Source organism: Tenacibaculum sp. UWU-22, from assembly GCF_041021355.1.
Taxonomy (GTDB): Bacteria; Bacteroidota; Bacteroidia; order Flavobacteriales; family Flavobacteriaceae; genus Polaribacter.
Window position 1 is genome coordinate 88,212 of sequence record NZ_JBFNGP010000002.1, and the last position, 25,441, is coordinate 113,652.

The 25,441-nt window shown below is 31.5% G+C and carries 21 protein-coding genes; 11 read left to right on the plus strand and 10 right to left on the minus strand.

Annotated elements, in window-relative coordinates:
• Window position 1 precedes the first annotated feature (1 nt).
• The 9 genes from topA to AB2B44_RS05770 all read right to left on the minus strand — a co-directional run bounded on the left by topA (window position 2) and on the right by AB2B44_RS05770 (window position 12,399).
• Window positions 2-2,482 (minus strand): type I DNA topoisomerase, encoded by a 2,481-nt coding sequence (gene topA, locus AB2B44_RS05730; RefSeq protein ID WP_369048614.1) that lies wholly within the window; start codon window positions 2,480-2,482, stop codon window positions 2-4.
• Window positions 2,483-2,675: 193 nt separating this feature from the next.
• Complete coding sequence (locus AB2B44_RS05735) at window positions 2,676-4,934, minus strand: tetratricopeptide repeat protein (RefSeq protein WP_369048615.1); 2,259 nt, start codon at window positions 4,932-4,934, stop codon at window positions 2,676-2,678.
• Between the two features lie 23 nt (window positions 4,935-4,957).
• Complete coding sequence (locus tag AB2B44_RS05740) at window positions 4,958-6,130, minus strand: acyl-CoA dehydrogenase family protein (RefSeq protein ID WP_369048616.1); 1,173 nt, start codon at window positions 6,128-6,130, stop codon at window positions 4,958-4,960.
• A gap of 16 nt (window positions 6,131-6,146) precedes the next feature.
• Window positions 6,147-6,968: a ComEA family DNA-binding protein gene (locus AB2B44_RS05745; RefSeq protein ID WP_369048617.1), complete on the minus strand. Its 822-nt coding sequence runs from the start codon at window positions 6,966-6,968 to the stop codon at window positions 6,147-6,149.
• Between the two features lie 104 nt (window positions 6,969-7,072).
• On the minus strand, window positions 7,073-8,653 hold the full coding sequence (locus tag AB2B44_RS05750; protein WP_369048618.1) for an alanine/glycine:cation symporter family protein: 1,581 nt from the start codon (window positions 8,651-8,653) through the stop codon (window positions 7,073-7,075).
• 88 nt (window positions 8,654-8,741) lie between these two features.
• Window positions 8,742-9,641, minus strand: a complete 900-nt coding sequence (locus AB2B44_RS05755; protein WP_369048619.1) for an NAD(P)-dependent oxidoreductase — start codon at window positions 9,639-9,641, stop codon at window positions 8,742-8,744.
• Window positions 9,642-9,743: 102 nt separating this feature from the next.
• A complete protein-coding gene (gene cmk / locus AB2B44_RS05760) occupies window positions 9,744-10,430 on the minus strand; it encodes a (d)CMP kinase (protein ID WP_369048620.1) in 687 nt (228 codons plus the stop codon).
• A 66-nt stretch (window positions 10,431-10,496) separates the two neighbouring features.
• Window positions 10,497-11,537: a type IX secretion system protein PorQ gene (porQ, locus tag AB2B44_RS05765; RefSeq protein WP_369048621.1), complete on the minus strand. Its 1,041-nt coding sequence runs from the start codon at window positions 11,535-11,537 to the stop codon at window positions 10,497-10,499.
• A gap of 76 nt (window positions 11,538-11,613) precedes the next feature.
• On the minus strand, window positions 11,614-12,399 hold the full coding sequence (locus AB2B44_RS05770; protein WP_369048622.1) for a tRNA pseudouridine(38-40) synthase TruA: 786 nt from the start codon (window positions 12,397-12,399) through the stop codon (window positions 11,614-11,616).
• A 154-nt stretch (window positions 12,400-12,553) separates the two neighbouring features.
• Between AB2B44_RS05770 and rluF the strand changes: the two genes are divergently transcribed.
• The 5 genes from rluF to AB2B44_RS05795 all read left to right on the plus strand — a co-directional run bounded on the left by rluF (window position 12,554) and on the right by AB2B44_RS05795 (window position 17,699).
• Complete coding sequence (rluF, locus tag AB2B44_RS05775) at window positions 12,554-13,330, plus strand: 23S rRNA pseudouridine(2604) synthase RluF (protein ID WP_369048623.1); 777 nt, start codon at window positions 12,554-12,556, stop codon at window positions 13,328-13,330.
• A gap of 195 nt (window positions 13,331-13,525) precedes the next feature.
• On the plus strand, window positions 13,526-14,656 hold the full coding sequence (gene tgt, locus AB2B44_RS05780) for a tRNA guanosine(34) transglycosylase Tgt (RefSeq protein WP_369048624.1): 1,131 nt from the start codon (window positions 13,526-13,528) through the stop codon (window positions 14,654-14,656).
• A 16-nt stretch (window positions 14,657-14,672) separates the two neighbouring features.
• A complete protein-coding gene (locus AB2B44_RS05785; protein ID WP_369048625.1) occupies window positions 14,673-15,758 on the plus strand; it encodes an LptF/LptG family permease in 1,086 nt (361 codons plus the stop codon).
• Window positions 15,745-16,635, plus strand: a complete 891-nt coding sequence (locus AB2B44_RS05790) for a DMT family transporter (RefSeq protein WP_369048626.1) — start codon at window positions 15,745-15,747, stop codon at window positions 16,633-16,635. The genes AB2B44_RS05785 and AB2B44_RS05790 overlap by 14 nt, the downstream gene beginning before the upstream one ends.
• Window positions 16,636-16,745: 110 nt before the next feature.
• On the plus strand, window positions 16,746-17,699 hold the full coding sequence (locus AB2B44_RS05795) for an acetyl-CoA carboxylase carboxyltransferase subunit alpha (RefSeq protein WP_369048761.1): 954 nt from the start codon (window positions 16,746-16,748) through the stop codon (window positions 17,697-17,699).
• Between the two features lie 74 nt (window positions 17,700-17,773).
• Here AB2B44_RS05795 and htpG read toward each other — a convergent pair whose 3' ends face one another.
• On the minus strand, window positions 17,774-19,687 hold the full coding sequence (htpG, locus tag AB2B44_RS05800; RefSeq protein WP_369048627.1) for a molecular chaperone HtpG: 1,914 nt from the start codon (window positions 19,685-19,687) through the stop codon (window positions 17,774-17,776).
• Window positions 19,688-19,857: 170 nt separating this feature from the next.
• On the opposite strand from htpG, the gene AB2B44_RS05805 reads away from it, so the two are divergent.
• From AB2B44_RS05805 to secG, 6 genes are all read left to right on the plus strand, one after another.
• The gene (locus tag AB2B44_RS05805) at window positions 19,858-20,868 is read left to right on the plus strand and encodes a 3-oxoacyl-ACP synthase III family protein (protein WP_369048628.1); all 1,011 of its coding nucleotides are present in this window, start codon (window positions 19,858-19,860) and stop codon (window positions 20,866-20,868) included.
• Between the two features lie 92 nt (window positions 20,869-20,960).
• Window positions 20,961-22,415 (plus strand): tRNA (N6-isopentenyl adenosine(37)-C2)-methylthiotransferase MiaB, encoded by a 1,455-nt coding sequence (miaB, locus tag AB2B44_RS05810; protein ID WP_369048629.1) that lies wholly within the window; start codon window positions 20,961-20,963, stop codon window positions 22,413-22,415.
• A 69-nt stretch (window positions 22,416-22,484) separates the two neighbouring features.
• Window positions 22,485-23,708 (plus strand): sigma-54 interaction domain-containing protein, encoded by a 1,224-nt coding sequence (locus AB2B44_RS05815; protein WP_369048630.1) that lies wholly within the window; start codon window positions 22,485-22,487, stop codon window positions 23,706-23,708.
• Window positions 23,709-23,746: 38 nt separating this feature from the next.
• Window positions 23,747-24,253: an LptE family protein gene (locus tag AB2B44_RS05820; protein ID WP_369048762.1), complete on the plus strand. Its 507-nt coding sequence runs from the start codon at window positions 23,747-23,749 to the stop codon at window positions 24,251-24,253.
• A gap of 15 nt (window positions 24,254-24,268) precedes the next feature.
• A complete protein-coding gene (locus AB2B44_RS05825; protein WP_369048631.1) occupies window positions 24,269-24,961 on the plus strand; it encodes a hypothetical protein in 693 nt (230 codons plus the stop codon).
• On the plus strand, window positions 24,962-25,309 hold the full coding sequence (gene secG, locus AB2B44_RS05830) for a preprotein translocase subunit SecG (protein WP_369048632.1): 348 nt from the start codon (window positions 24,962-24,964) through the stop codon (window positions 25,307-25,309).
• The last annotated feature ends 132 nt before the right edge of the window (window positions 25,310-25,441 follow it).

Genomic DNA, 25,441 nt, shown 5'->3' on the forward strand with positions numbered 1-25,441 from the left:
CTTATTTCTTTTTGGTTGTTTTCGTAGCTCTTTTTTTTGGCGTTTTAGCTTCTATCAATTTAACTGCTTCTTCTTTAGTTATTTTTTCTATATCGGTTGTTTTAGGTAATTCTACTTTTATTTTTCCCTTAATAACATTAAATCGCCCCCATCGCGCTTTTTCTACGCGAATACCAACATCTTCAAAATTATGAATTACTTTTTCTCGCTCTTTTTTCTTTTTATCTTCGATAAGCTCTTCTAAATCGGTTTGTGATAACTTATCAAAGTTATATTTTTTATTTACATTAATAAAAATTCCATTCCATTTTATGTAAGGACCAAAACGCCCCACTCCTTTTTGAATAGGCAACCCTTGATATTCACCAATAGGAGCATCGGCTTTTCGCTTCGCTTCAATTAACTCAATAGCTCTGTCTAAATCTACCGACATCGGGTTTTCACCTTTATCTAACGAAACAAATAATTTATCAAAACGTACAAAAGGACCAAATCTTCCATTGGCTACAACAACTTCTTTCCCTTCATATTCTCCTAGTGTTTTTGGCAGTTTAAACAAATCCATTGCTTCTTCAAAAGTAATAGAATTCATTGTTTGATCGCCTTGCAAACTTGCAAACCTTGGTTTTTCTTCGTCTGTCACCTCACCTATTTGCACCATAGCTCCATAACGTCCTAAACGAACATAAACGTTTTTACCGCTTTCAGAATCCACCCCAAGCAATCGCTCTCCTTTAGCTCGATCAGCATTAGCCGCTACATCTTCTACCATAGGATGGAAATCGTTGTAAAAAGCTTTAATTACCGATGTCCAATTTTCTTTTCCTTCGGCAATTTCATCAAATTCGTCTTCTACTTTAGCGGTAAAACCATAATCTAAAATATTTGAAAAATTTTCTACTAAAAAATCGTTTACAATATTACCTATATCAGTAGGCACCAATTTACCTCTATCAGAACCTACTTTTTCTGATAAGGTTTTTTCAGAAATTTCGTTATTTTTTAAGCTTAACTGAGTATATTTTCGATCTTTACCTTCTACGGTTCCTTTTGCCACATATTCTCTACGCTGAATAGTAGAAATAGTAGGTGCATAAGTAGACGGACGACCAATACCTAGCTCTTCTAATCGTTTTACCAATGCAGCTTCAGTATAACGAGCCGCTGGACGTGTATACCGCTCTGTTGCTAAAATTAATTTATTATCTAGCTTTTCTGAAATTTTCATTTTAGGCAACATTCCTGCTTGTTCTTCTTCTTCATTATCAGTACCTTCTAAATACACTTTTAAAAACCCTTCAAAGGTAATTACCTCTCCATCTGCTCTAAATTGATGATCGTTATTAGTATTACCAATTTTTACAACGGTACGTTCTAATTGAGCTTCGCTCATTTGTGAAGCAATAGTACGTTTCCATATTAAACTATATAAGCGGTCTTGATCATAATCTACTGAAACTTCGTGAAGCTGCATATTGGTTGGACGAATAGCTTCGTGAGCTTCTTGAGCACCTTTTGATTTTGTAGAAAAATTACGAGGTTTACTATAAGCCTCACCATAACTTTCTATAATTTCTTCTCGAGCAGCATTTTTAGCATCATCAGATAAATTAACGCTATCGGTTCGCATATAAGTAATTAACCCTGCTTCATATAAACGCTGTGCCATTAACATAGTTTTGGCTACTGGGAAACCTAATTTTCTAGAGGCTTCTTGCTGTAATGTTGACGTTGTAAATGGTGCTGTAGGTGATTTTTTTGCTGGTTTTTTTTGTAAATCAGCAACCGAAAATTCTGCTTTTAAACAAGAATGAAGAAAATCTTCTGCTTCTTTTTTAGTAGAAAAATTGTTTGTTAATTTGGCTTTAAATTTTTTACCCTCAGCATTTACAAATTCAGCATCTATTCTATATGATGCTTGGGGTTTAAAATTTTCTATTTCTCGTTCACGTTCTACAATTAATCGAACAGCTACCGATTGTACTCTACCTGCCGATAAACCACCTTTAACTTTTTTCCAAAGTACAGGTGAAAGCTCATACCCTACTAATCGATCTAAAACACGTCTTGCCTGTTGGGCATTTACCAAATTATAATCAATTTTACGTGGATTTTCAACTGCTTTTAAAATAGCTTTTTTAGTAATTTCATGAAAAACAATACGTTTAGTGTTTTTATCATCTAACTTTAATTGCTCTGCCAAATGCCATGCAATAGCTTCTCCCTCCCTATCTTCATCGGAAGCTAACCATACAGTATCTGCTTTTTTAGCTAAGTCTTTTAGTTTTTTTATTACACTTTTTTTATCAGAACTAACTATATATTTTGGTTTAAAATCACCTTCAACATCTACCCCTAATTCTTTAGACGGTAAATCAGCAACGTGCCCAAAACTAGAGGCTACCTGAAAATCGTTTCCTAAAAATTTTTCAATGGTTTTTGCTTTTGCTGGTGACTCTACTATAACTAAATTTTTTGCCATAAATCATTTACAATTATCAACATTCTAAGTCTTAACTAAGACATTTTTGGTTAGCAAAAGTAGGTATTTTTTTTAATCTGTAGTTTTTGTCTTAAAAAAATAGGTCGTATATTTAATATATAAATCTACAAAAAAATAAATCTTCAATAATTTTAATAAAAGTCTAAATTTTGCTAAAACTTATTCTGAAACGCTATCTATTGCCTTTAAGCTGATTATAAAAATTGATATAACTTTGATTATTAGGATAAAGTTGTACAAGTTTTTCAGCGGTTTTTTTAGCATTTTCATATTCTTTATTTTTAAAATAAGTGTATGCTAATATGTATAATAAATCACCATTTTGAGGCGATTTTTCTAACCCTTTTTTAACTGTAATCTTAGCCTGAGCATAATTGTTAACTTTGGTATACATTAAACCAAGGTTATAATACAATCTAATATTATCAGGCATATACTGTATAGCTTTTTTTATTTGAGCAATAGCCTCATTTGTTCTGTTTAATTCAGACAATAACAAGGCATACGAATAATAGGTTTCTCCGTATGCTGGCTCTTGTTTTATAATGGTTTTAAACGCTTCTTCTGCCTTAACCATATCGCCATTTCTATAATATAAATTTGCTAAATTTGTTCGAGCAATATTATTTAAATTATCAATTTTTAATGCTTTTTCGTATTCTGATATTGCTAAAGAAAGTTTTCCTTTTTTTAAATAATAATCTGCTTTTTTCATTCTTCCACCAACAAAATCAGCATTTTGATTAATATTTGCATTAAATTCAGCTTTTACCTTTTTATAGGCTTCTTGGTATTCTTTTGGCACCTGTAGTTCATCTAAACCGCCTATAGCAAAAAAAGCTTTTATTCTAACCGCTCGTTTTTTGTCTTTTAACAACGGTAAAAAGTAAGAAAAATAATCTTTATTATCTATTTGACCTAAAACATCTAAACTAGCCGCTTTTACTAACGAAGAATCGTCTTTTAAAAAACTTAATAATTGATTTACTACTTGAGCATTTAAATACGGTTTCATTCCATTAATTGCCGAAGCTCTAGCCATTACTGGGTAAGCAGTATCTTTTGCTAGGGTTAAAAGTGAATTTAAACCATTAGGTTTACCTGTTAACCCAGGAGCTAATAAATCAGAAAAATGGTTTTTTTTAGGCTCACCAAACATTTTTTTATAATTTTCTAAAGCCCACTTATTATCTTTATCTGTATGGCATTGAGTGCACGCATTTGGTGTGCCATAGGCTATGCTTAAATCTGGTCGTGGTATTCTTAAACTATGATCACGTCTAAAATCGTTTTTCATATAAAATTTACCTGGCATATGACAATTAACACACTTGGCGCCTTCTGAATTACTCAAGTGTTTGTAATGAGACGGCACATTAAACTTGGCTGGCTCATGGCATTGCATACATAATTTATTACCTTCAAATTTTATTGATGTTGAATGTGGATTATGACAATTTACACAACTTACACCATTGTGATACATTTTACTTTGTATAAAAGAACCATAAACATAATCTTCATCTAAAATTTGCCCATCAGGATAATAGGTATTTTGCATGATTAAATTTGGATAATAATGATCTAACAAAGTGCCTTTATAATTATAATTTGTAGAAATTTGCTCTCTACGCATATGACAACGTGCACACTCATCAACTATTTTTTTTGAGGGCATACCTGTTGTCATTTTTAAATTACTTGTCGATTTTTTGTATTGCCCTGCCAATTTAGTTACTTGGCTTATATGCTCTTTTCCAGGTCCGTGACAAGCCTCACAACTTACATTAATAAGCGAATATTGTGTGTGATAACTATCGGTAGATGTATTATAATTTTTTCTAACATTGGTAGAATGGCAATCGGCGCACATATTATTCCAATTCATAGCCCCTTTGGTCCAATGTAACCAATCAGAGTGTACAACTTTAAAGTCAGGGTATAAGCTAAACCATTTGTTTTTTTGACTATCCCAAGCTGTGTTTAAACACTGATACCGACCGTTAGGGAATTTTACAATATACTGTTGTAATGGCTTAACCCCAAAGGTGTATTCTATTTTATAATCATAATACTCCCCGTCTGGGCCTTGAGTATTAACGTAATAGTTTCCATCTTTTTTATAAAAATGAGAAGTTACTTTTTGACTTGTAAACCTTTGGTTATCAAAATTTCCTAAAACACTAGAATCTGAGGCAATTTGCATTGCTTTATCATGAAAAGAGCCTTTCCAATTTTTATATTCTTGCTTATGACATTTTTTACAAGCTTGGTCGCCAACAAAAAGACTATCAGAAATTACTTTCGACGATATAAAAATAGCTGTAGTGTCTGTTTTACCTACAGCATTATACTGCTCTTTTTTATGGCTACAAGATGCTAAAAAGAGTAGGAATACAAAAAAAAACAGGTATTGTATTTTATGCTTCAAAAAATATTTTTATTTTTTTTATATTAAACTTTAAGCTGTTGAATAGCGGGCGCATATTGTTTTTCGTCAATTACAATTTTAGCAATAATTTCTTTAAGAATTTCTGAAGTACCTCCTCCAATAGGACCTAAACGACTATCTCGTAATAAACGCGCCATAGGATAATCTTCCATATAACCATAACCGCCTAATAGTTGTAAAGCTTCATATATAACCTCATCTGCCATTTTTGTAGATAATAATTTAGACATACTAGCTTCTTTAACAGCGTATTCATTATTATTTAAACGTTGTACTATAGCATAGTTATAGGTTTTACACATGTCTACTCTACTCGCCATTTCGGCTATTTTATGTCGTAATGCTTGAAATTTATCTAATGTTTTGCCAAAAGCAATTCGTTCTTTTACGTAAGCCAAAGCATAATCTAATGCATATTCTGCACGAGCATGTGCATTAATACCCATAAGTATTCGTTCTAATGCAAAATGTTGCATAATATAACCAAATCCTTTTCCTTCTTGTCCCATTAAATTAGTTGCCGGAACAATGACGTTATCAAATGCTATTTCTGCAGTATCAGAAGCTCGCCAACCTAATTTATCTAATTTGGTTGCAGAAATTCCAACAGTATCTCTATCTATAACAAAGATACTAATTCCTTTATACTTTTCTTGCGTATCTGTTTTAGCCGCAACCACTAAATAATCTGAATAAACACCATTGGTAATAAAGGTTTTCGACCCATTAATAACGTACGCATCTCCTTTTTTTACAGCAGTAGTTCGCATACTGGCAACATCGCTTCCTCCAAAAGGCTCAGTAATACACAAACAACCTATTTTATCACCATGAATACTCGGCGTTAAGTAGGTTTGTTTTATGTTATCATCACCTTCTTCTTTAAGGTGCGTCATTGCTAAATAAGCATGAGCCCACATAGCCGCAGCAAAACCTCCTGAATTTATTTTTTGCAACTCTTCTAAAAAAATAACTGTATAATACAAATCTAAATCAAGACCTCCGTAGGCTTCAGGTTGATGCAACCCAAAATACCCCATTTCTCCAAATTTTTTCCATATAAAACGTTCTATACTTCCTGTTTTTTCCCATTTATCAATATGAGGCACAACTTCTTTTTGTAAAAACTTCCTAAAACTTTGGCGAAAATCTCTGTGTTCTTGCGTAAAATACATTATTGTGGTTGTTTGTTTATTCAGCGGTCAAATATATAATTATTCTCTCGTATTTATTTAACGGAAAACCCTTAATATTTTTTAATTCTGAAATGTCTTGAAGCTCTGCAACTTGGTCTCTATATTCGAATATTTTTTTACATAATGTATAATCTATATAAGGGGTTTTTAACACCTCTTTAAAGGTTGCTGTGTTTATATTTATTCTTTTAATTTTAGGTTTGGTTATAATTTTAAAAGTATTAAGTACTTTTTTTACAACTACAGAATCTATATTCCAAACTTCATATAATTGATAATCGTACGAAAACCCTTGTAATCTAGCTCGATAATTAACAATTCTTGCCGATAGTTTATCACCAATACCGTTAACCGTTTGTAAATCTTGCTGGGTGGCCTTATTAATATCGTTAGTAGAAACTGGTATGGTTTTATCTGATTTTTCTATTTTTTTTAAATCATTATTAGACTTAACTGCTGATTTTATTTTTTTATTTTGAGCGATAACCCAATCAGGAAACTTAAAATACGCTGAAATTTTGTTTAATAGCGAATCGGATACTTGTGTTACCTGCTGAAATTCTTTAGCAGAATTAATAAATTTATTTTGTTTTCGATAAGCATGTAGTCGATTAATTTCTTCTAGAGACATACCTAATTGCTCTCCTTTAAAATCACTTATATAATTAGGATTAAAAGGTGTTATAGTAAAAGACTCATTGGTAATATGAATTTCTTTTAAACTATCTATTTGTTTTTGAAGTTCTACCAAATCTGACGAAGGAAGTAATTCTGATTTGTTTGATGTACTAGAAAAATAAAAGTATACTAACTGCAATAAAACAATAAAAATGCACAAAAATAAAATCCCATTTCGTTGACGTTTATTATATCTGAAATGGGATTTTAAATACTTCACTTTTAATTTTAATTTTAATTTTATTATGATGTTTTTAGCACTCCAATAGCTTTTAAGTATTTTACAAGTTCTTCACGTACTTTTGGAAACAAGAAAAACAGCCCTATAATATTAGGTACTGCCATAGCAAATATCATTGCATCTGAAAAATCGGTAACAGCGCCTAAACTAACAGACGAACCAACAATTACAAATAAACAAAATAATATTTTGTAGGTGTAATCTGATTTTTTTGAACGCCCAAATAAAAACATCCAACCTTGTAACCCATAATAAGACCAAGATAGCATCGTAGAAAAGGCAAATAACACAACTGCTAAGGTTAAGATATAAGGAAACCAAGGTAATACGGTTGCAAATGCTTTTGAAGTAGCTAGCACCCCGTCAGGAGATTTAACACCATAAGTCATAACATCTCCATTACTGTTCGTGATAATAATTACTAAAGCTGTCATAGTACAAACAACAACCGTATCTATAAAAGGCTCTAATAGCGCCACTAAACCTTCTGACGCAGGATATTTTGTTTTTACTGCTGAATGCGCAATGGCTGCAGACCCAACCCCTGCTTCGTTAGAAAAAGCTGCTCTTTGAAAACCAATAATTAACACCCCTAGTATTCCTCCTGAAATTCCTTTAGGCTCAAATGCCCCGTCCATAATTTGACTAAATGCATCTCCAATGTGTACAAAATTTACCGCTAGTATAATAATTGCCGCTACCACATATATACCGACCATAAAAGGCACTATTTTTTCAGTAATATTACCTATTCTTTTAATTCCTCCAATAATTACAACAGCTACTAAAACAGCCATTATAACGCCAAAGGTTAATGCTGACGACAAATTGTTAGACCCTATCATACTGGTAAACTGTTGTGCCGCTTGATTTGCTTGAAACATATTACCTCCACCAAAAGATCCGCCAACAACCATCACGGCAAAAACAGCGGCTAATATTTTTCCTAATTTACTTTTTCCAACATCTGCTAAACCTTTTCTTAAATAATACATAGGACCTCCATAAATACGTCCTCCTTCTCCTACATCTCTATATTTAACTCCTAGAGTACATTCTACAAATTTTGAAGACATGCCTAACAAACCTGCTATTACCATCCAAAAAGTAGCTCCTGGACCTCCTAACGAAAGTGCCACAGCAACTCCTGCAATATTTCCTAAACCTACAGTACCTGACAAAGCCGCCGTTAACGCTTGAAAATGAGATACTTCACCAGCACCTTCTATTCTAATTGTTTCGATAGCATCACCTCCTGGAGTAGGGTCGCCCTCCATAATATCAGAAGTTACATGGTCAATATCATCATACTTACCTTTAACAATATTAATAGAGGTTGGAAACCTTCTAATATTTACAAATTTAAAAATAATGGTAAAAATTAATCCTGCTAGCAGTAATAGAATAATAACTAGAGGCATTTCAACACCGTTGCCGAACTTAACTGGATAAAAAACGAAGCTACCCCAAGCATCAGCTATAGGCTTAAATCCATCATTAATACGTTCTGCTAAACCTTTTCCCTCTGCAAAAGTGAATATGGGGGTTATAATAAATAATATTGTTAGTAGTGATTTCTTCATAATCTATGAATTGGTTATTTTTTAATTAAAAAAGCGCAATATCTTAAAAAATTCAACTTTTGGCAAATTTTGTTTGTTAAATATCCCCTTAAAGCATGGTTGTTTTAAATATTTCTAAATCTTCTTTAAAAGATTGAACGTGTAATTGTAATACATTTTGTGTTTTAGATAAGTCAAATCCTGTCTTTACAGGTCTCGGAGCTATTTGATTTAACGTTGTTGTAGAAATCGGTTTTATTAAACTTTTATCTAAATTAAAAACCTCAGCTATTTGCAAAGCTATTTCGTATATACTTAACAACGTGTTTGACGAAATATTATAAATACCTGTATGTGTTTTATCTATAGCTATTTTACAGGCTAACGCAAGGTTTTCTACGTAGGTAGGCATTCTATATTGATCGTTAACAATAGTTACTTCTTTTCTTTCTTTTAACGATTGCTTTACCCATAACACAATATTTTTTCGAGGCATATGGTGTACATTACCATACACTAAAATTGTACGTAAAATAGTGTATTTTATCTTTGACTTTTCAATAATTTTTTCTGACTTTAACTTTGATAAACCATAGTAGTTTATAGGGTTTGGCATATCGGTTTCTGCATAGTATCCTTTTGTACCATCAAAAATAAAATCGGTAGAAATATGAACAAGGTGAGCATTGGTTTCTTCACAAAAATCTACAAGATATTTTACAGCAGTTACATTTATGTTATCACATTGTTGTTTGTTTTTTTCACATTCATCCACATTTGCCATTGCTGCTGTATTTATAATTACATCAGCATTGCATTCGGTTAGTTTTTTATGTAATTGAGTTTTATTGGTAATATCAATAGATATATAACTAAAATCTTCTCTACCGCTTTTATTTTCGCCTCTCGAAAAACCATAAACTTTGTAGCTTTCTTTTTCTTTTAACAATAAATTTACTAACGATTGACCTAATAATCCGTTACTACCTGTTATAACTACTTTTTTCACACAAATTTAGATTTAACTTAGTGTTACGTTTATATTTAAAATTATAGCAATTGCTTTAAGTTGTTTGCTTGTTTTAGAGTTTTACAAACCATTTTTTAAATACTACAACTTATCGTTTACTAAACTCATAATTCTTTCAAATTGTTCTTGCAACCCCATATCACTATTATCAAGTTCAATAGCATCAGATGCTTTTACTAAAGGAGAGTCTTTTCGAGTAGAATCGATACGATCTCGTTCTTTAACGTTTTGTAAAACTTCTTGATAATTAACCTCGTACCCTTTATCAATTAATTCTTTATAACGTCTTTTTGCTCTTTTATCGGGCGATGCATTCATAAATAATTTTAATTCAGCATCTGGAAAAACAACTGTTCCAATATCACGACCATCCATAACAATACCTTTGTTTTTTGCAACAGCCCGCTGTGCTAATACTAATTTTTTTCGAACTTCAGACAATGTTGCAACCTTACTCACCAATTTAGACACCTCCATACCTCTAATTAATTTTTCTACATTTTTTCCATTTAAAAATATTTCAGAAGCTTCTTGCTCTTGGTTATAAACAAAAGTTAGGTTAATTTTATCTAAATCGTTTATTAGTTTTTCTTTATCAAAAAAACTTGTTGATATATAGTTTTTTTGTATTGCATATAATGTAACTGCTCTATACATAGCTCCTGTATCAACATAAATATACCCTAATTGTTTAGCTAGTTGCTTAGCAATTGTACTTTTTCCTGTCGATGAAAACCCGTCAATAGCAATAATTATTTTTTTTTTCATTTCTGTTGTTATTGCAACCGTAAAGGTACATTAAAATTAAACTTCATTTCAATACAATAAAACACTTTAAAATTTCTTTACGTTATCTTTACCTCTTTTATAACTCTTCTCTCCCATATCAATTTGTAGACTAAAAGTACTTACATTAGTTGCTGAATGATATTTAGAGTATGCGTATTGTAACTTTAGTTTATTCATTTTCAAACCAAAACCAAACGAAATTCCACCAAAGGTGCGCACATTTTGCAACTTCAATTCATTACCTCTTTTAAAATTGTATCCTAAACGCAAATTAATTGCTTTTTCAGGAAACAGTTCTACTCCCAACACAAAATGACGAGCTAAATTATTAATAAAAGTAATTTTTTCTGGGGTTACATTTCCATTAAAATCGGTTGTTGAATTTGACGGATTAGGTACTGAAAGATTCCATTTTTGTAAATTATTTATTGTAAAATACCAACATAACGGAACATGTTCTAACTTATACGAACCCCCTATCGCTATTTGTAAAGGTAGCGACTCGCTAGTGCCGTTATATGAGGTAATTTGTGTACCTACATTTCTAACAACTAAAGAAATTTTATAAGGCAACCCTTTGCGATAATATAACATACCAAAATCAAAAGCAATACCTGTAGAAGAAAACGTATCTATAACTGAATTAATAACTTTTAAATTTGTTCCTATATACACACGATTAGGTAAAATGGGATATGCATACCCTACAGAAAGGGCTATATCACTTGCACTGAAGTTACCTGTTTCATTTCCTTGTTCATCTGCACCAATTAAAGTACCATAGTTTAAGTATTTTATATTTGTTTGTAAAGTACCTACCCTTCTATTTATAGTATATGCAAAAGCAGCTGAACCTACATTAACTCCTGCTAAATAATTGGTATAATTAACCGATAATTTTTTATCAATACTACTTGTTATGGTTGCGGGATTCCAAGTGGGTTGGTTTACGTTATCTACCAAAGTTAGTGTTTCACCACCTAATGCAACCTGTCTTGCAGAAGTGCTAATGTTTAAAAACTGATATACTTTTTCGCCACCAATTTGTGAAAACGCACAAAAAGAAAAAAAATAAAGAAAAATCACGAAAAAATATTTTCTCATAAAATTAGATTACATTGAAAACAGCAATATAAGTATAACGCTGTAAATCGATAATATTTTATATTTTTTTTAACGTTATAGCATGCAAGTGCAATCCTGAAGCAGGAGCAATAGTTTTTAAAAAAGACTCTTTTTCTGACACCTTTAAAGATTGTTTTATAAAATCTAACGAATAATTTCCCTTTCCTAATTCTACCAAAGCTCCCATAATTAAACGAATTTGATTTCGCAAAAAGCCCTCTCCTTTTATAATTAAAACATAACTCTTTTTCGGAAAAAACGAAGCTGTTAATTCCGTATTTTCTTTAATACAACATACATCTATAGTTCGTTTTACTTTGGTGGCTTCTGATGGCTTAGTACAATAGTGTACAAAATTATGATAGCCTTCAAATAGTTTTGCTCCTTTTTTCATTAAATCAACATCTAAATTATCTATATACCCTGTTAAAAAGGGCGCACAATAAGGATGGTTTTTTTCACCAAACGAAAAATAATAATGATACTCCTTTATTTTAGGGTGTTGTATAATATTAAAGTTTTCATCCGTTATTCGTTTTATTGCTAAGGCTTTAATGTCGGCGGGTGAATTTGTATTAAATTCTTGTATAAAACCAACTTCATCTAATTTTTCATCAACAAAAAGCTCAAAATAGTAATTAAATGCCGAAACTTTAGCATCAGTTCTTCCTACACCAACTGTTTTAAACCTCGTTTTACTAATAAATTTTAGTGTTTTATCTACCGCCCAATGTACTGTTTTTAAATTCGGTTGTTTTTGCCAACCATGAAATCGAAATCCTAAATATTGAAACGTTACTAAATATAAAAATTGATAATTCATTAATACAAATATATGTGCATTGCAAAATTATTCAACAAATAAACTTTTCATAATAATAAATCAAAAATAATTGCCGCAACAAATTTTACAATATCACACTTAATCGTTTATACTAGATTAAGCTCATCAATAATGGTTTTTATACCTTTGCAAGGTGGAAAACAACAATAAACATTCAACTAATCTAAATAAGTTTATTAGCGCTACTGGAATTTGTTCTCGTAGAGAAGCTGAAAAATTTATTATAGCGCAACGGGTAACCATTAATGGCAAGTTAGCGGTTTTAGGCAATCGTGTTTTTGAAGGTGATATTGTTAAAATAGATGGCAAACCACTTAAAACCAAGCCTAAAACACTTTACATTGCACTAAACAAGCCTATTGGCATTGTTTCTACAACCGACAGTAAAGAAAAAAAGAACATCGTTAAACATATAGGGCACCCGCAACGATTGTTTCCTATAGGACGCTTAGACAAACCATCTGAAGGACTCATTTTTTTAACAAACGATGGCGATATTGTAAACAAAATTTTACGAGCCGGAAACAATCACGAAAAAGAGTATTTAGTTTGGGTTGATAAAAAAATTGATACTGATTTTATAAAAAAAATGAGTAACGGAATTCCTATTTTAGGCACTGTAACTCAGAAATGTAAAACTGAAAAAATAGACGAAAAGGTTTTTAAAATTATTCTCACTCAGGGTTTAAATAGGCAAATTCGTAGAATGTGTGAATATCTAGGTTATACTGTTACTAAGTTAAAACGTACCCGAATTATGAATGTGGCTTTAGGAAATTTAAAACCTGGAAGCTGGAGAGAACTTACCTCAAAAGAAATAAACGAAATTAACAGGTTAATTGCTAGCTCATCTAAAACCGAAGAAGCCTCGTTAGCTATTAACAAATCTAAAAATAAAAGAAAAAAATAAGCTACCTAAACACCTAAACAAACTAACAATCAAAACACAACGCTTTCTATCACAGAAATTTATAAACATCTAAATGCTTTCAAAACCTTAGCAATCTTTTAATTTTCCAATACTTAAATAGTGTTATCTTTGCAGGCAGTATTCTTTAAAGAATTGTTTTACAAATCCCTTTAAGTAGGTAATTAATTTATTTTTTTGAAATTTAATTTAACAATATCCGATTCTAAAAGCAAAGCCAGAGCTGGAGAAATTATAACTGACCACGGTAAAATAGAAACCCCTATTTTTATGCCCGTAGGTACCATTGCATCGGTAAAAGGGGTGCATCAGTCAGAATTAAAAAACGAAATTAACCCCGATATTATTTTAGGAAACACCTATCATTTATATCTACGCCCTCAAACCACTATTTTAGAGCAGGCAGGTGGCCTACATAAATTTATGAATTGGGATAGAAACATTTTAACGGATAGTGGTGGTTACCAAGTATATTCACTGGCGAATAGAAGAAAAATTAAGGAAGAAGGTGTAAAATTTAAAAGTCATATCGATGGATCTACTCATTTTTTTACTCCTGAAAATGTAATGGAAATACAGCGAAGTATTGGGGCTGATATTATTATGGCTTTTGATGAATGTACGCCTTATCCATGCGAATACAACTATGCCAAACAATCAATGGAAAGAACCCATCGTTGGCTAACTCGCTGTGTAAATCACTTAAAAAGAACACCTTTAAAATACGATTACAATCAAACGCTATTTCCTATAGTACAAGGTAGCACATATAAAGATTTGCGAAAACAATCAGCAAATTTTATAGCATCTATTGAAGCAGAAGGAAATGCTATTGGCGGATTATCTGTTGGCGAACCAGCAGAAGAAATGTATGCTATGACCGAGGTGGTTACTGAAATTTTACCCAAAGATAAACCCCGCTATTTAATGGGTGTAGGCACACCTATTAATATTCTTGAAAACATTGCCTTAGGTATTGATATGTTCGATTGTGTAATGCCTACACGAAATGCTCGAAATGGCATGCTATTTACAGCTCACGGAACAATCAATATTAAAAATAAAAAATGGGAAAATGATTTTTCGCCAATAGATGAAATGGCAATAACTTATGTAGATACCCTTTACTCTAAGGCTTATTTAAGACATTTATTTGCTTCAAAAGAAATGTTAGGAAAACAAATAGCTACCATACATAACCTTGGATTTTATTTATGGTTAGTACGTGAAGCAAGAAAACATATACTAGCTGGAGATTTTACACAATGGAAAGATACAATGGTAAAACAAATGAACAAACGTTTGTAATTAATACTTTAATTTTTTGAAAATACTAGACTGGTACATATTAAAAAAATTCTTAGTAACGTTTTTATTTACGCTATTAATTTTAATACCTATAGCAGTAGCCATAGATATAGCTGAAAAAATAGATAAATTTTTACATAGCGACGATTTAACTTTTTTTCAAATAGTAGATGAATACTATAAAAATTTTATTATTTACTATGCAAATACTTTTATGCCTTTGGCATTGTTTATTTCGGTAATCGTATTTACTTCTAAGCTAGCAAACAATACAGAAATTGTAGCCATGACTAGTGCTAAAATTTCTTTTACTCGTTTTTTATACCCTTATTTTATTGGTGCTTCTATAGTAACATTATTAGCACTAACAATGAACCATTACGTGGTACCTAACAGTAGTGTTGTTAGAAAAAAATTTGAACGAACTTATTTTAAAAAACAAAAATATGCTGACCATGTTGTACTAGATTTTAGTTTACAATTAAATGACAGCACCTATATTTATATTCAAAATTACGATTTACGAAGAAATACAGGATATAATTTTTCAACCGAAACCTATCAAGGATTAAAACTAAAGCGTAGACTTACGGCAAATAATATAAACTGGATAAAAAAAGACAGCGTTTTTAGATTATCAAATTGGAAAGAACGCATAATTTTTAACAAAAGAGATAGTATTTTCTTTGGTAACAAATTAGACACAGCCTTTGCTTTTACCCCTAAAGATTTGATGTATAAATCTGCAATGGCACAAGAAATGACCTCTGACAAGTTGAGTAATTTTATAAAACTATCTAAAAAAAGAGGAGTAAAAAACTTAAATGCTTATTTAGTAGAATTATACAAACGAACCAGCCTGCCTATTGCCTCTTATTTTTTAACCTTAATAGCTGTAGCCTTAGCCTACAAAAAACGCCGTGGTGGTACAGGGGTTAATATTGCTATAGGTATAACAGGTATGTTTATTTATGTTTTTTTCTTAAAAGTGTCTGAGGTTTTAGGAGCCGTAGCTGGCGCCAACTCATTACTTAATATTTGGATGCCTAATATTATTTTTGGGGCTGTTGCCTTATTTTTATACCAAAATGCACGAAAGTAAACTATCAAATTACCTACAACTACACTTTGTTGTTTTTATTTGGGGGTTTACTGCCATATTAGGCGCATTAATTTCTATTGATGCCATTCCTTTAGTTTGGTACCGAATGCTCTTAGCTATAATTTTTATTAGCCTTTATTTTTTATTTTATAAAAAATCGTTTTTAATAGATAAGAAAGGAATCTTAAAATTTATACTTTCAGGAATTATCATTGCTGTTCATTGGATTACTTTTTTTAAAGCTATAAAAGTGTCTAATGTTTCAATTGCCTTAGTTACCATGAGTACAGGGGCTTTTTTTACTTCATTAATCGAACCCATTTTTTTTAAACGAAAAATTAAACTTATAGAAGTGCTTTTAGGAATAATGGTAATTATTGGTTTATATATTATTTTCAATTTTGAAAGTAAGTACACCTTAGGTATTTTATATGCACTAATCTCAGCCTTTTTATCTGCTTTGTTTTCTGTTTTAAACGGATTATATGTTAAACAATACCAACCCGAAGTAATATCGCTATACCAATTACTATTTGGCACACTAGCAGTTAGCCTTTATTTAATTGCAAACCATAGTTTTAATGCTCATTTTTTTAACCTATCGGGCTCAGATTGGTTTTATCTACTTATTTTAAGCAGTATATGCACCGCCTATGCATTTGTAACATCGGTAAAAGTAATGAAATACTTAACTCCCTTTACAGTAATGCTTACCATTAATTTAGAACCCATTTATGCAATTATTTTAGCCCTATTAATTTTTAAAGAAAAAGAACAAATGCATGTTGAATTTTATTATGGGGCTATCATTGTTTTAGGCACTGTTTTAATAAACGGAATATTAAAAAACACAACACTAATCAAAAAAAACAATTAATACGTAACCTTAAAAATTAAGGTAAATGTATACATTCAAACAAATTTTATAGTAAGTTTGCTTTTGCAAACAATAGAACACCATCAATACAAATCAAACTATATATAATGATCGAATATTTAGACTTTGAAATGCCTATTAAAGAGCTAGAAGACCAATTAAAAAAATGCCGATTAATTGGTGATGAAAGTGAGGTAGATGTAACTGAAACTTGTGATAAAATTGAAGAAAAATTAGAAAAAACTAAAAAAGATATTTATAAAAATCTTACCGCATGGCAACGTGTACAACTATCGCGTCACCCTAACAGGCCCTATACTCTAGACTATATAAATGCTATTTGTGGAAATACTTTTATGGAATTACATGGAGATCGAAATGTAAAAGACGATAAAGCTATGATTGGCGGTTTAGGCAAAATTGGAGACCAATCGTACATGTTTATCGGACAACAAAAAGGATACAATACAAAAACCCGTCAATATCGCAATTTTGGTATGGCAAACCCTGAGGGGTACCGTAAAGCATTGCGTTTAATGAAAATGGCCGAAAAATTTAAAATTCCGGTTGTTACCTTACTAGACACACCAGGTGCATACCCTGGCTTAGAAGCGGAAGAACGCGGTCAAGGCGAAGCTATAGCCCGAAATATTTTTGAAATGACTCGTTTAAAAACTCCTATTATAACCATTGTTATTGGTGAAGGCGCTTCAGGAGGCGCTTTAGGAATTGGTGTGGGCGATAGAGTTTATATGATGGAAAATACTTGGTATACGGTTATTTCTCCTGAATCATGTTCTTCTATCTTATGGCGTAGTTGGGAATATAAAGAACAGGCTGCCGAAGCATTAAAATTAACTGGAAAAGACATGAAGCACTTAAAGCTAATCGACGGTATTATTAAAGAACCTATTGATGGCGCTCACCGTGACAGAGAAGGTGCTTTTAAAGCTGTTGAACAGCAAATCACAAAAGCTTTTAACGAGCTTAAAGACTTATCTGATAAAGATTTAGTTGACCAACGCATGGAAAAATATGCACACATGGGTGTTTTTAAAGAATAGAAAACGAAACACATTATATAAAAAAACCTCACAAATTTTAAATTTGTGAGGTTTTTAAGTTTATTCGAAGTTTGTTATTTAATTAACTCATAACTACGTTTAATAAAGTTTGTTAGCTCTTCACCATGCAATAGGTTTTGAGATAATTTAGCTAAATCAAACGCCTGACTAATTAAACGTTGTTGTTTCTTTTCTGTTTTAGTATTTAAAATTTCTGAAACTAATGGGTGATTTGTATTTACCACTAAATTATACATTTCTGGTAAATTACCCATACCCATCATACCACCACCTGTAGCACTCATTTCTTTCATACGGCGCATAAATTCTGGTACTGTAATTAAAAACGGAGAAGCATTAGAATCCATAGCTTCTAATTGAACGGTATACGTTTCTTTAGGCACAGCAGCTTCAATAATAGGCTGTAACTTCTCTTTTTCTTCATCAGAAAGTTTAGATATTACCGTATCATCCTTTTTAATTAAATTATCTATGTGATCTGCATCAACACGTTTAAATTGAATTTTTGCGTCACCTGCTGAAGTTTCTAATTTTTGCATTAAATGACTAACAATAGGAGAATCTAATACTAACACCTCATACCCTTTTGCTTTAGCTTCTTCTATATAACTATGTTGAGCGTTTTTGTTAGCCGCATATAAAATTACCTGATTTCCGTCTTTATCGGTTTGTGTATCTTTGGTTTTTTCAATTAACTCATCAAAAGTAAAATAAGTATTATCAACCGTTGGATACAATGCAAATTTTTTGGCTTTATCAAAAAACTTATCTTCCGACAACATTCCGTATTCAATAATCACTTTAATATCGTTCCATTTTTGTTCAAAATCTTCACGATTATTTTTAAATAAAGACGACAGCTTATCTGCTACTTTTTTAGTAATGTACCCCGAAATTTTCTTTACCGCTCCATCAGCCTGTAAATAACTACGAGAAACATTTAATGGAATATCGGGAGAATCAATTACCCCTTTTAACATTTGTAAAAAATCAGGCACAATACCCTCTACATTATCCGTTACAAATACTTGATTTTGGTATAATTGAATTTTATCTTTTTGTATATCTAAGTTCTGTGTTAATTTAGGGAAAAATAAAATTCCTGTTAAATTAAACGGATAGTCAACATTTAAATGAATATGAAATAATGATTCTTCAAACTGCATTGGATATAGCTCATGATAGAAGTCTTTATAATCTTGATCTTCTAAATCAGCCGGTTTTTTGGTCCATGCAGGGTCTGTGTTGTTTATAATATCGTCAACCTCAATTTGTTTATGCGGTTCGGTAACCTCTTTACCGTCTTTGTCTTTTGTTGTTTTTGGCGTAAAATTGGGGTCGTTTATTTTTTTAGTACCAAATTTAATAGGCACCTGGTTAAAACGATTGTATTTAGTTAATAAGCCACGTATTTTACCCTCTTCTAAAAATTCTGTAGAATCATCAGCAATATGCAATACTATTTCTGTTCCTCTATCAGCCTTATCATGTTCTACTAAAACATATTCTGGCGATCCATCGCAAGTCCAATGCGCTGCAGGCTCATCTTTGTACGATTTAGTAAAAATTTCTACTTTATCGGCCACCATAAAAGCTGAATAAAAACCTAATCCAAAATGCCCAATAACACCTGTTTCATTTTTATCATCTTTATATTTTTCTAAAAACTCTTCAGCTCCTGAAAAAGCAATTTGATTAATGTATTTTTCAACTTCATCAACAGTCATACCAATACCTTGATCTTTAATCGTCAAGGTTTTTGCATCTTTATCAATGCTAATTTCAATTTTACTATCACCTAATTCAGTTTTTGCCTCACCTATAGAAATTAGGTGCTTTAATTTAGTAGTAGCATCTGTTCCGTTCGAAATTAATTCTCGTAAAAATATTTCGTGGTCAGAATACAAGAATTTTTTAATTAGTGGAAAAATATTTTCTACCGCTACATTAATGTTTCCTTTACTCATGTTTTATTATGTTTTTTAGTTTTACTCTTTAATTTTAGAGCACTATTTTTAAATTATAATCAGTATGTGTCAAAAAAAATACCAAATAAAGCTTTGGTGACAAGATGACATTTACACTTCAATTTATTTTAATTTTTATACTTTTATAATCGACAAAAAAAGAAAATATTATGTATAATTCTAAAATTATAGGACTTGGATATTACGTTCCTGAAAATATAGTTACCAATAACGACCTCAAACAATGGATGGACACAAGTGACGAGTGGATTCAAGAACGAACAGGTATAAAAGAACGTCGTTGGATTGATACTGAAACATCGAATGATACCACTTCGTTAATGGGTGCTAAGGCTGCTAAAATTGCCATTGAAAGAGCTGGGTTAACAAAAGATGATATTGATTTTATCGTTTTTGCGACTTTGAGTCCAGACCTATATTTTCCTGGAGGAGGCGTTGAAATACAAGAACTATTAGACATGCCCACCATTGGTGCCCTAGATGTACGTAATCAATGTTCTGGTTTTGTATATGCCTTATCGGTAGCCGATCAATTTATTAAAACGGGTATGTATAAAAATATCTTGGTAATAGGTTCTGAAAACCATTCGGGTGGTTTAGACCGTTCTACCCGAGGTAGAAATGTTTCTGTAATTTTTGGTGATGGTGCTGGAGCGGCAATACTTTCTCGTACCGAAGAAAAAAATAAAGGGATATTATCTTCACATTTACATTCTGAAGGAAAATATGCAAAAGAATTAGCCCTAATAAGTCCGTCTACCCAAAAATGGGTTAATACTATTATACAAGAAAACAATCCAGATGACACTTCGTATTACCCTTACATGAATGGGCAATTTGTATTTAAGCATGCTGTAGCACGTTTTTCTGAAGCAATTATTGAGGGGTTACAAGCAAACCAATTAAAAAAAGAAGATATTGATATGCTTATTCCACATCAAGCCAATTTACGAATTGCACAGTTTATTCAAAAAAAGTTTCAATTACCTGACAATAAAGTATTTAATAATATAGAAAAATATGGTAATACTACTGCTGCTTCTATAATTATTGCTTTAACCGAAGCATGGGAAAAAGGTAAAATAAAAGACAACGACTTAGTAATTTTAGCTGCCTTTGGCAGTGGTTTTACTTGGGGCTCTGTAGTAATACGGTGGTAACCATTATAAGCTAAAATACAGAAAGTTAATTTTCTGCCAAATTGTCACCGAATTAAATTATTGGTTGTATCTTTGTTGCTTTATTCTTAAACATGGAACAAGTAAAGAAAATCATAGATGAAAAAGCGCAGGGTCAAGCGTTAATTACCGAAACTAAAAAAGAAAATGCCAAAAAACTTTTTATAGAAAGCTATGGCTGTCAAATGAATATGAACGACAGCGAAATTGTAGCTTCTATTTTAGCTGACAACGGTTTTAATACCACACAAAACTTAGAAGATGCTGATTTGGTATTAGTAAACACCTGTTCTATTCGTGAAAAAGCAGAAACCACAATACGTAATCGATTAAAAAAATACAATGCTGTAAAAAAAATAAACCCGAGTATGAAAGTAGGGGTATTAGGCTGTATGGCAGAACGATTAAAGTCTAAGTTTTTAGAAGAAGAAAAAATTGTAGACCTAGTAGTAGGACCTGACGCCTATAAAGATTTACCTAATTTAATTGAAGAAATTGAAGCTGGGCGCGATGCCGTAAATGTAATTTTATCAAAAGATGAAACTTATGGTGATGTTTCTCCTGTACGTTTAAACTCTAATGGCGTTTCTGCTTTTGTATCTATTACTCGTGGTTGTGATAACATGTGTACCTTTTGCGTAGTACCTTTTACTCGTGGTCGAGAACGAAGTCGTGACCCCAAAAGTATTTTAGAAGAAATACGTAGTATGCAAAAAAAGAACTTTAAAGAAATTACCCTATTAGGGCAAAATGTAGATTCATACCTATGGTACGGTGGCGGACTTAAAAAAGACTTTAAAAATGCATCAGAAATAGCACAAGCAACTGCTGTAAATTTTGCACAGTTATTAGATATGTGTGCTACAGAATTTCCTAAAATACGTTTTCGTTTTTCCACCTCAAATCCACAGGATATGACTTTGGATGTAATTCACGTAATGGCAAAACACAGTAACATTTGTAAATACATTCACTTACCCGTTCAAAGTGGAAGCAACGCTATGCTTAAAGCTATGAACCGCCAACACACTCGAGAAGAGTATATGGAATTGGTAGATAATATATACAAAATTGTTCCTGAAATGGCACTATCACAAGATATGATTGCTGGCTTTTGTGGCGAAACAGAACAAGATCACCAAGACACATTAGCATTAATGAACCATGTAAAATACGATTTTGGGTTTATGTTTGCCTACTCTGAAAGACCCGGAACTTTAGCCGAAAAAAAAATGAAAGATGATGTGCCTTCTGAAATAAAAAAACAACGTTTACAAGAAATAATTAACCTACAACAAGAACATAGTTTATATAGAACTAAACAACATGTAGGCAATATCGAAGAGGTTTTAATCGAAGGAGAATCTAAAAAATCTAATAAACATTGGAAAGGAAGAAACACACAAAATACTGTAGTTGTTTTTCCGAAAGAACACTATACATTAGGCGATTTTGTTAATGTAAAAATAGAAGACTGTACTACAGCAACCTTAATAGGAAGGGCTGTAGGTTATAGTGATAATAACTAATTTGGCAAAAAGTTTAAACATTTTAAAGTTTAAGTAAACTTTAAAACCATTAACTTTAAAACTACATAGATGGAAAGTTTACAAGCTATAAAGCAACGTTTTAGCATTATTGGTAATGATACGCAATTAAATCGAGCATTAGAAAAAGCAATGCGTGTTGCACCCACAGATATTTCTGTTTTAGTTACTGGAGAAAGTGGTGTGGGTAAAGAAAATATTCCAAAAATAATTCATTCTTTATCACATCGAAAACACGCAAAATATATTGCTGTTAACTGTGGAGCCATACCAGAAGGAACTATAGATAGTGAACTTTTCGGTCATGAAAAAGGTGCTTTTACTGGAGCCACAGCAACCCGAAAAGGATACTTTGAAGTTGCTGATGGAGGAACCATTTTTTTAGATGAAGTAGGCGAATTACCCTTAACCACACAGGTACGACTACTACGTGTTTTAGAAAATGGTGAATTTATAAAGGTAGGTTCTTCTGAAGTACAAAAAACAAATGTACGTATTGTTGCCGCTACTAATATTGATATGTTTAATGCTATTGCAAAAAACAAATTTAGAGAAGACCTGTATTATCGATTAAGCACTATCGAAATTCATTTGCCTTCGCTACGCGAACGAGGAGACGATATTCATTTATTATTTCGAAAATTTGCTTCCGATTTTGCTCAAAAATATCATATGCCTACGATTCGCCTAGATGATAATGCTGTTCGTGTTTTACTAAACTACCGTTTTCCAGGAAATATTAGACAATTAAAAAATATTGCTGAACAAATCTCAGTTGTTGAAGAAAATAGAGAAATCACCCCCGAAAAGCTAATGCAATATTTACCAAACAATAGCTCAAACTTACCCGCTGTAGTAAGCGGAAAAACAACTTCTAATGATTTTGCTACCGAACGCGATATTATGTATAAAATACTGTTTGATATGCGTAACGATATTAACGACCTAAAAAAATTAACCTTAGAGTTAATGAACAATGAAGATTCGAAACAGGTACGGGCAGAAAATCATCAATTAATCAAAAAAATATATCAAGATAAACAACCCGAGTCAGAACCAATAGAAGTAGTTAAAATTCCGCATAAAACAAACGAAAACAAATACGATTATGCAGAAACTATCGAAGAAGATGAAAATTTATCATTACAAGAAAAAGAAATAGAAATGATAAAAAAATCACTCGAAAAAAACAATAATAAACGTAAATTAGCCGCAAAAGAGTTAGGTATCTCTGAACGAACTTTATACCGAAAAATTAAACAATACGACTTATAAAAAATAATTATTTTTAATTGTTATTATTCAATATGCAAATAAAAAAACTCTTGTATGTACCATTAATAATTAGCCTATTTAGTATTCTAATAGCTTGCGGAGCATACTCTTTTACAGGAGGTAACACAGGAGATGCAAAAACCATACAAATCGATTTTTTTCCTAACAGAGCAACCTTAATTGAACCTACTTTAAGTCAGCGTTTTACTACTGAACTACAAGATTTATTTACCCGACAAACAAATCTAAGCTTAATAAAATCGGGAGGCGACATGCAACTATCTGGCGAAATTACCGATTATAGAATTACTCCGATGACTGCTACGGCCAATCAAACAGCAGCTCAAAATAGGCTAACCATTACAATAAATGTTCGGTTCACCAATAAACTAAACGAAAAAGATAATTTTGAAAAAAGTTTTTCTTTTTATTCTGATTACGGAGCTAATCAACAATTAATAGGCGGTGTATTAGATAATGCTTTAAGCGAAATTATAGATAGAATTACTCAAGATATTTTTAATGCTTCTGTGGCAAAATGGTAGTTATAAAACAAAATTGTGGATACTGAAAATTACATAAACATATTAAAAAATCCAGAAAAAATTGAACACGACAATATTGGTGAGTTAAAATATATTGTTAACCAATTTCCTTATTTTCAATCGGCAAGAGTATTATATTTAAAAGCTCTAAAAGAACAAGAAAGTTTTAAATATAACAATGAATTAAAAGTTACTGCCGCTTACACAACAGACAGAAATGTTTTATTTAATTTTATTACCGCTAAAAAATTTAATAGCACCAAACAAAACGACTCTCAGCGTGTAAAAAAAACAGATGCTTCTAAAGAAAAAACAACACCTGACACGGTAGAAAAACAATTAGCGCTTAACACTCCTTTTAATTTTAACAAAAACGAAAACTATTCTTTTAATCAATGGTTACAGTTAGCGGCTAAAAAACCTATTGTTAGAAAAAAAGCCATTAACAAATCGTTAATAATAGATACCTTTATAAAAAACAACCCTAAAATACCTCGAGCTCAAAACAACATTACCCCTATAAAAATTACTCAAAACGAAGAAAATAATCAGTTAATGACTGAAACTTTAGCTAAAGTATATCTTGAACAAAAAAAATATGAAAATGCAATTAAAGCATATCGAATATTAAGTTTGAAATATCCAGAAAAAAGTGGTTTCTTTGCTGACCAGATAAAACGAATACAAATTTTACAAAATTTAAAATAAATGACAACTTACGGTTTACTTTTAATTTTAATTTTAATCATTGCTGTTGCATTGATTTTAATAGTAATGGTACAAAACCCTAAAGGAGGAGGATTGTCATCTTCTTTTGGTGGCGGTGGCACACAATCTATTGGTGGTGTACAAAACACCAATAAATTTCTAGACAGAACAACTTGGACATTAGCAATTTCTTTATTTGCCTTAATTTTATTGTCAAATTTTGCTATTCATAGAGGTAATCAAAAAGATGTTCCTCAATTAGAAAAAACATTAGAAAATGTTACACCATCAAAACCAGCAGTTCCTGCTAAAACTACAACAACTACCCAAAATGATAGTGTAAAATAATTTTTTTATAAATAAAAAATAAAAAAATGCCAATGTGAAAAATGACACGTTGGCATTTTTTTAGCCCATTATTTTTTACACTTTTCAGCTGAATAGAAAAATTGTCAGTTTAATTACATTGGCATACTTTCT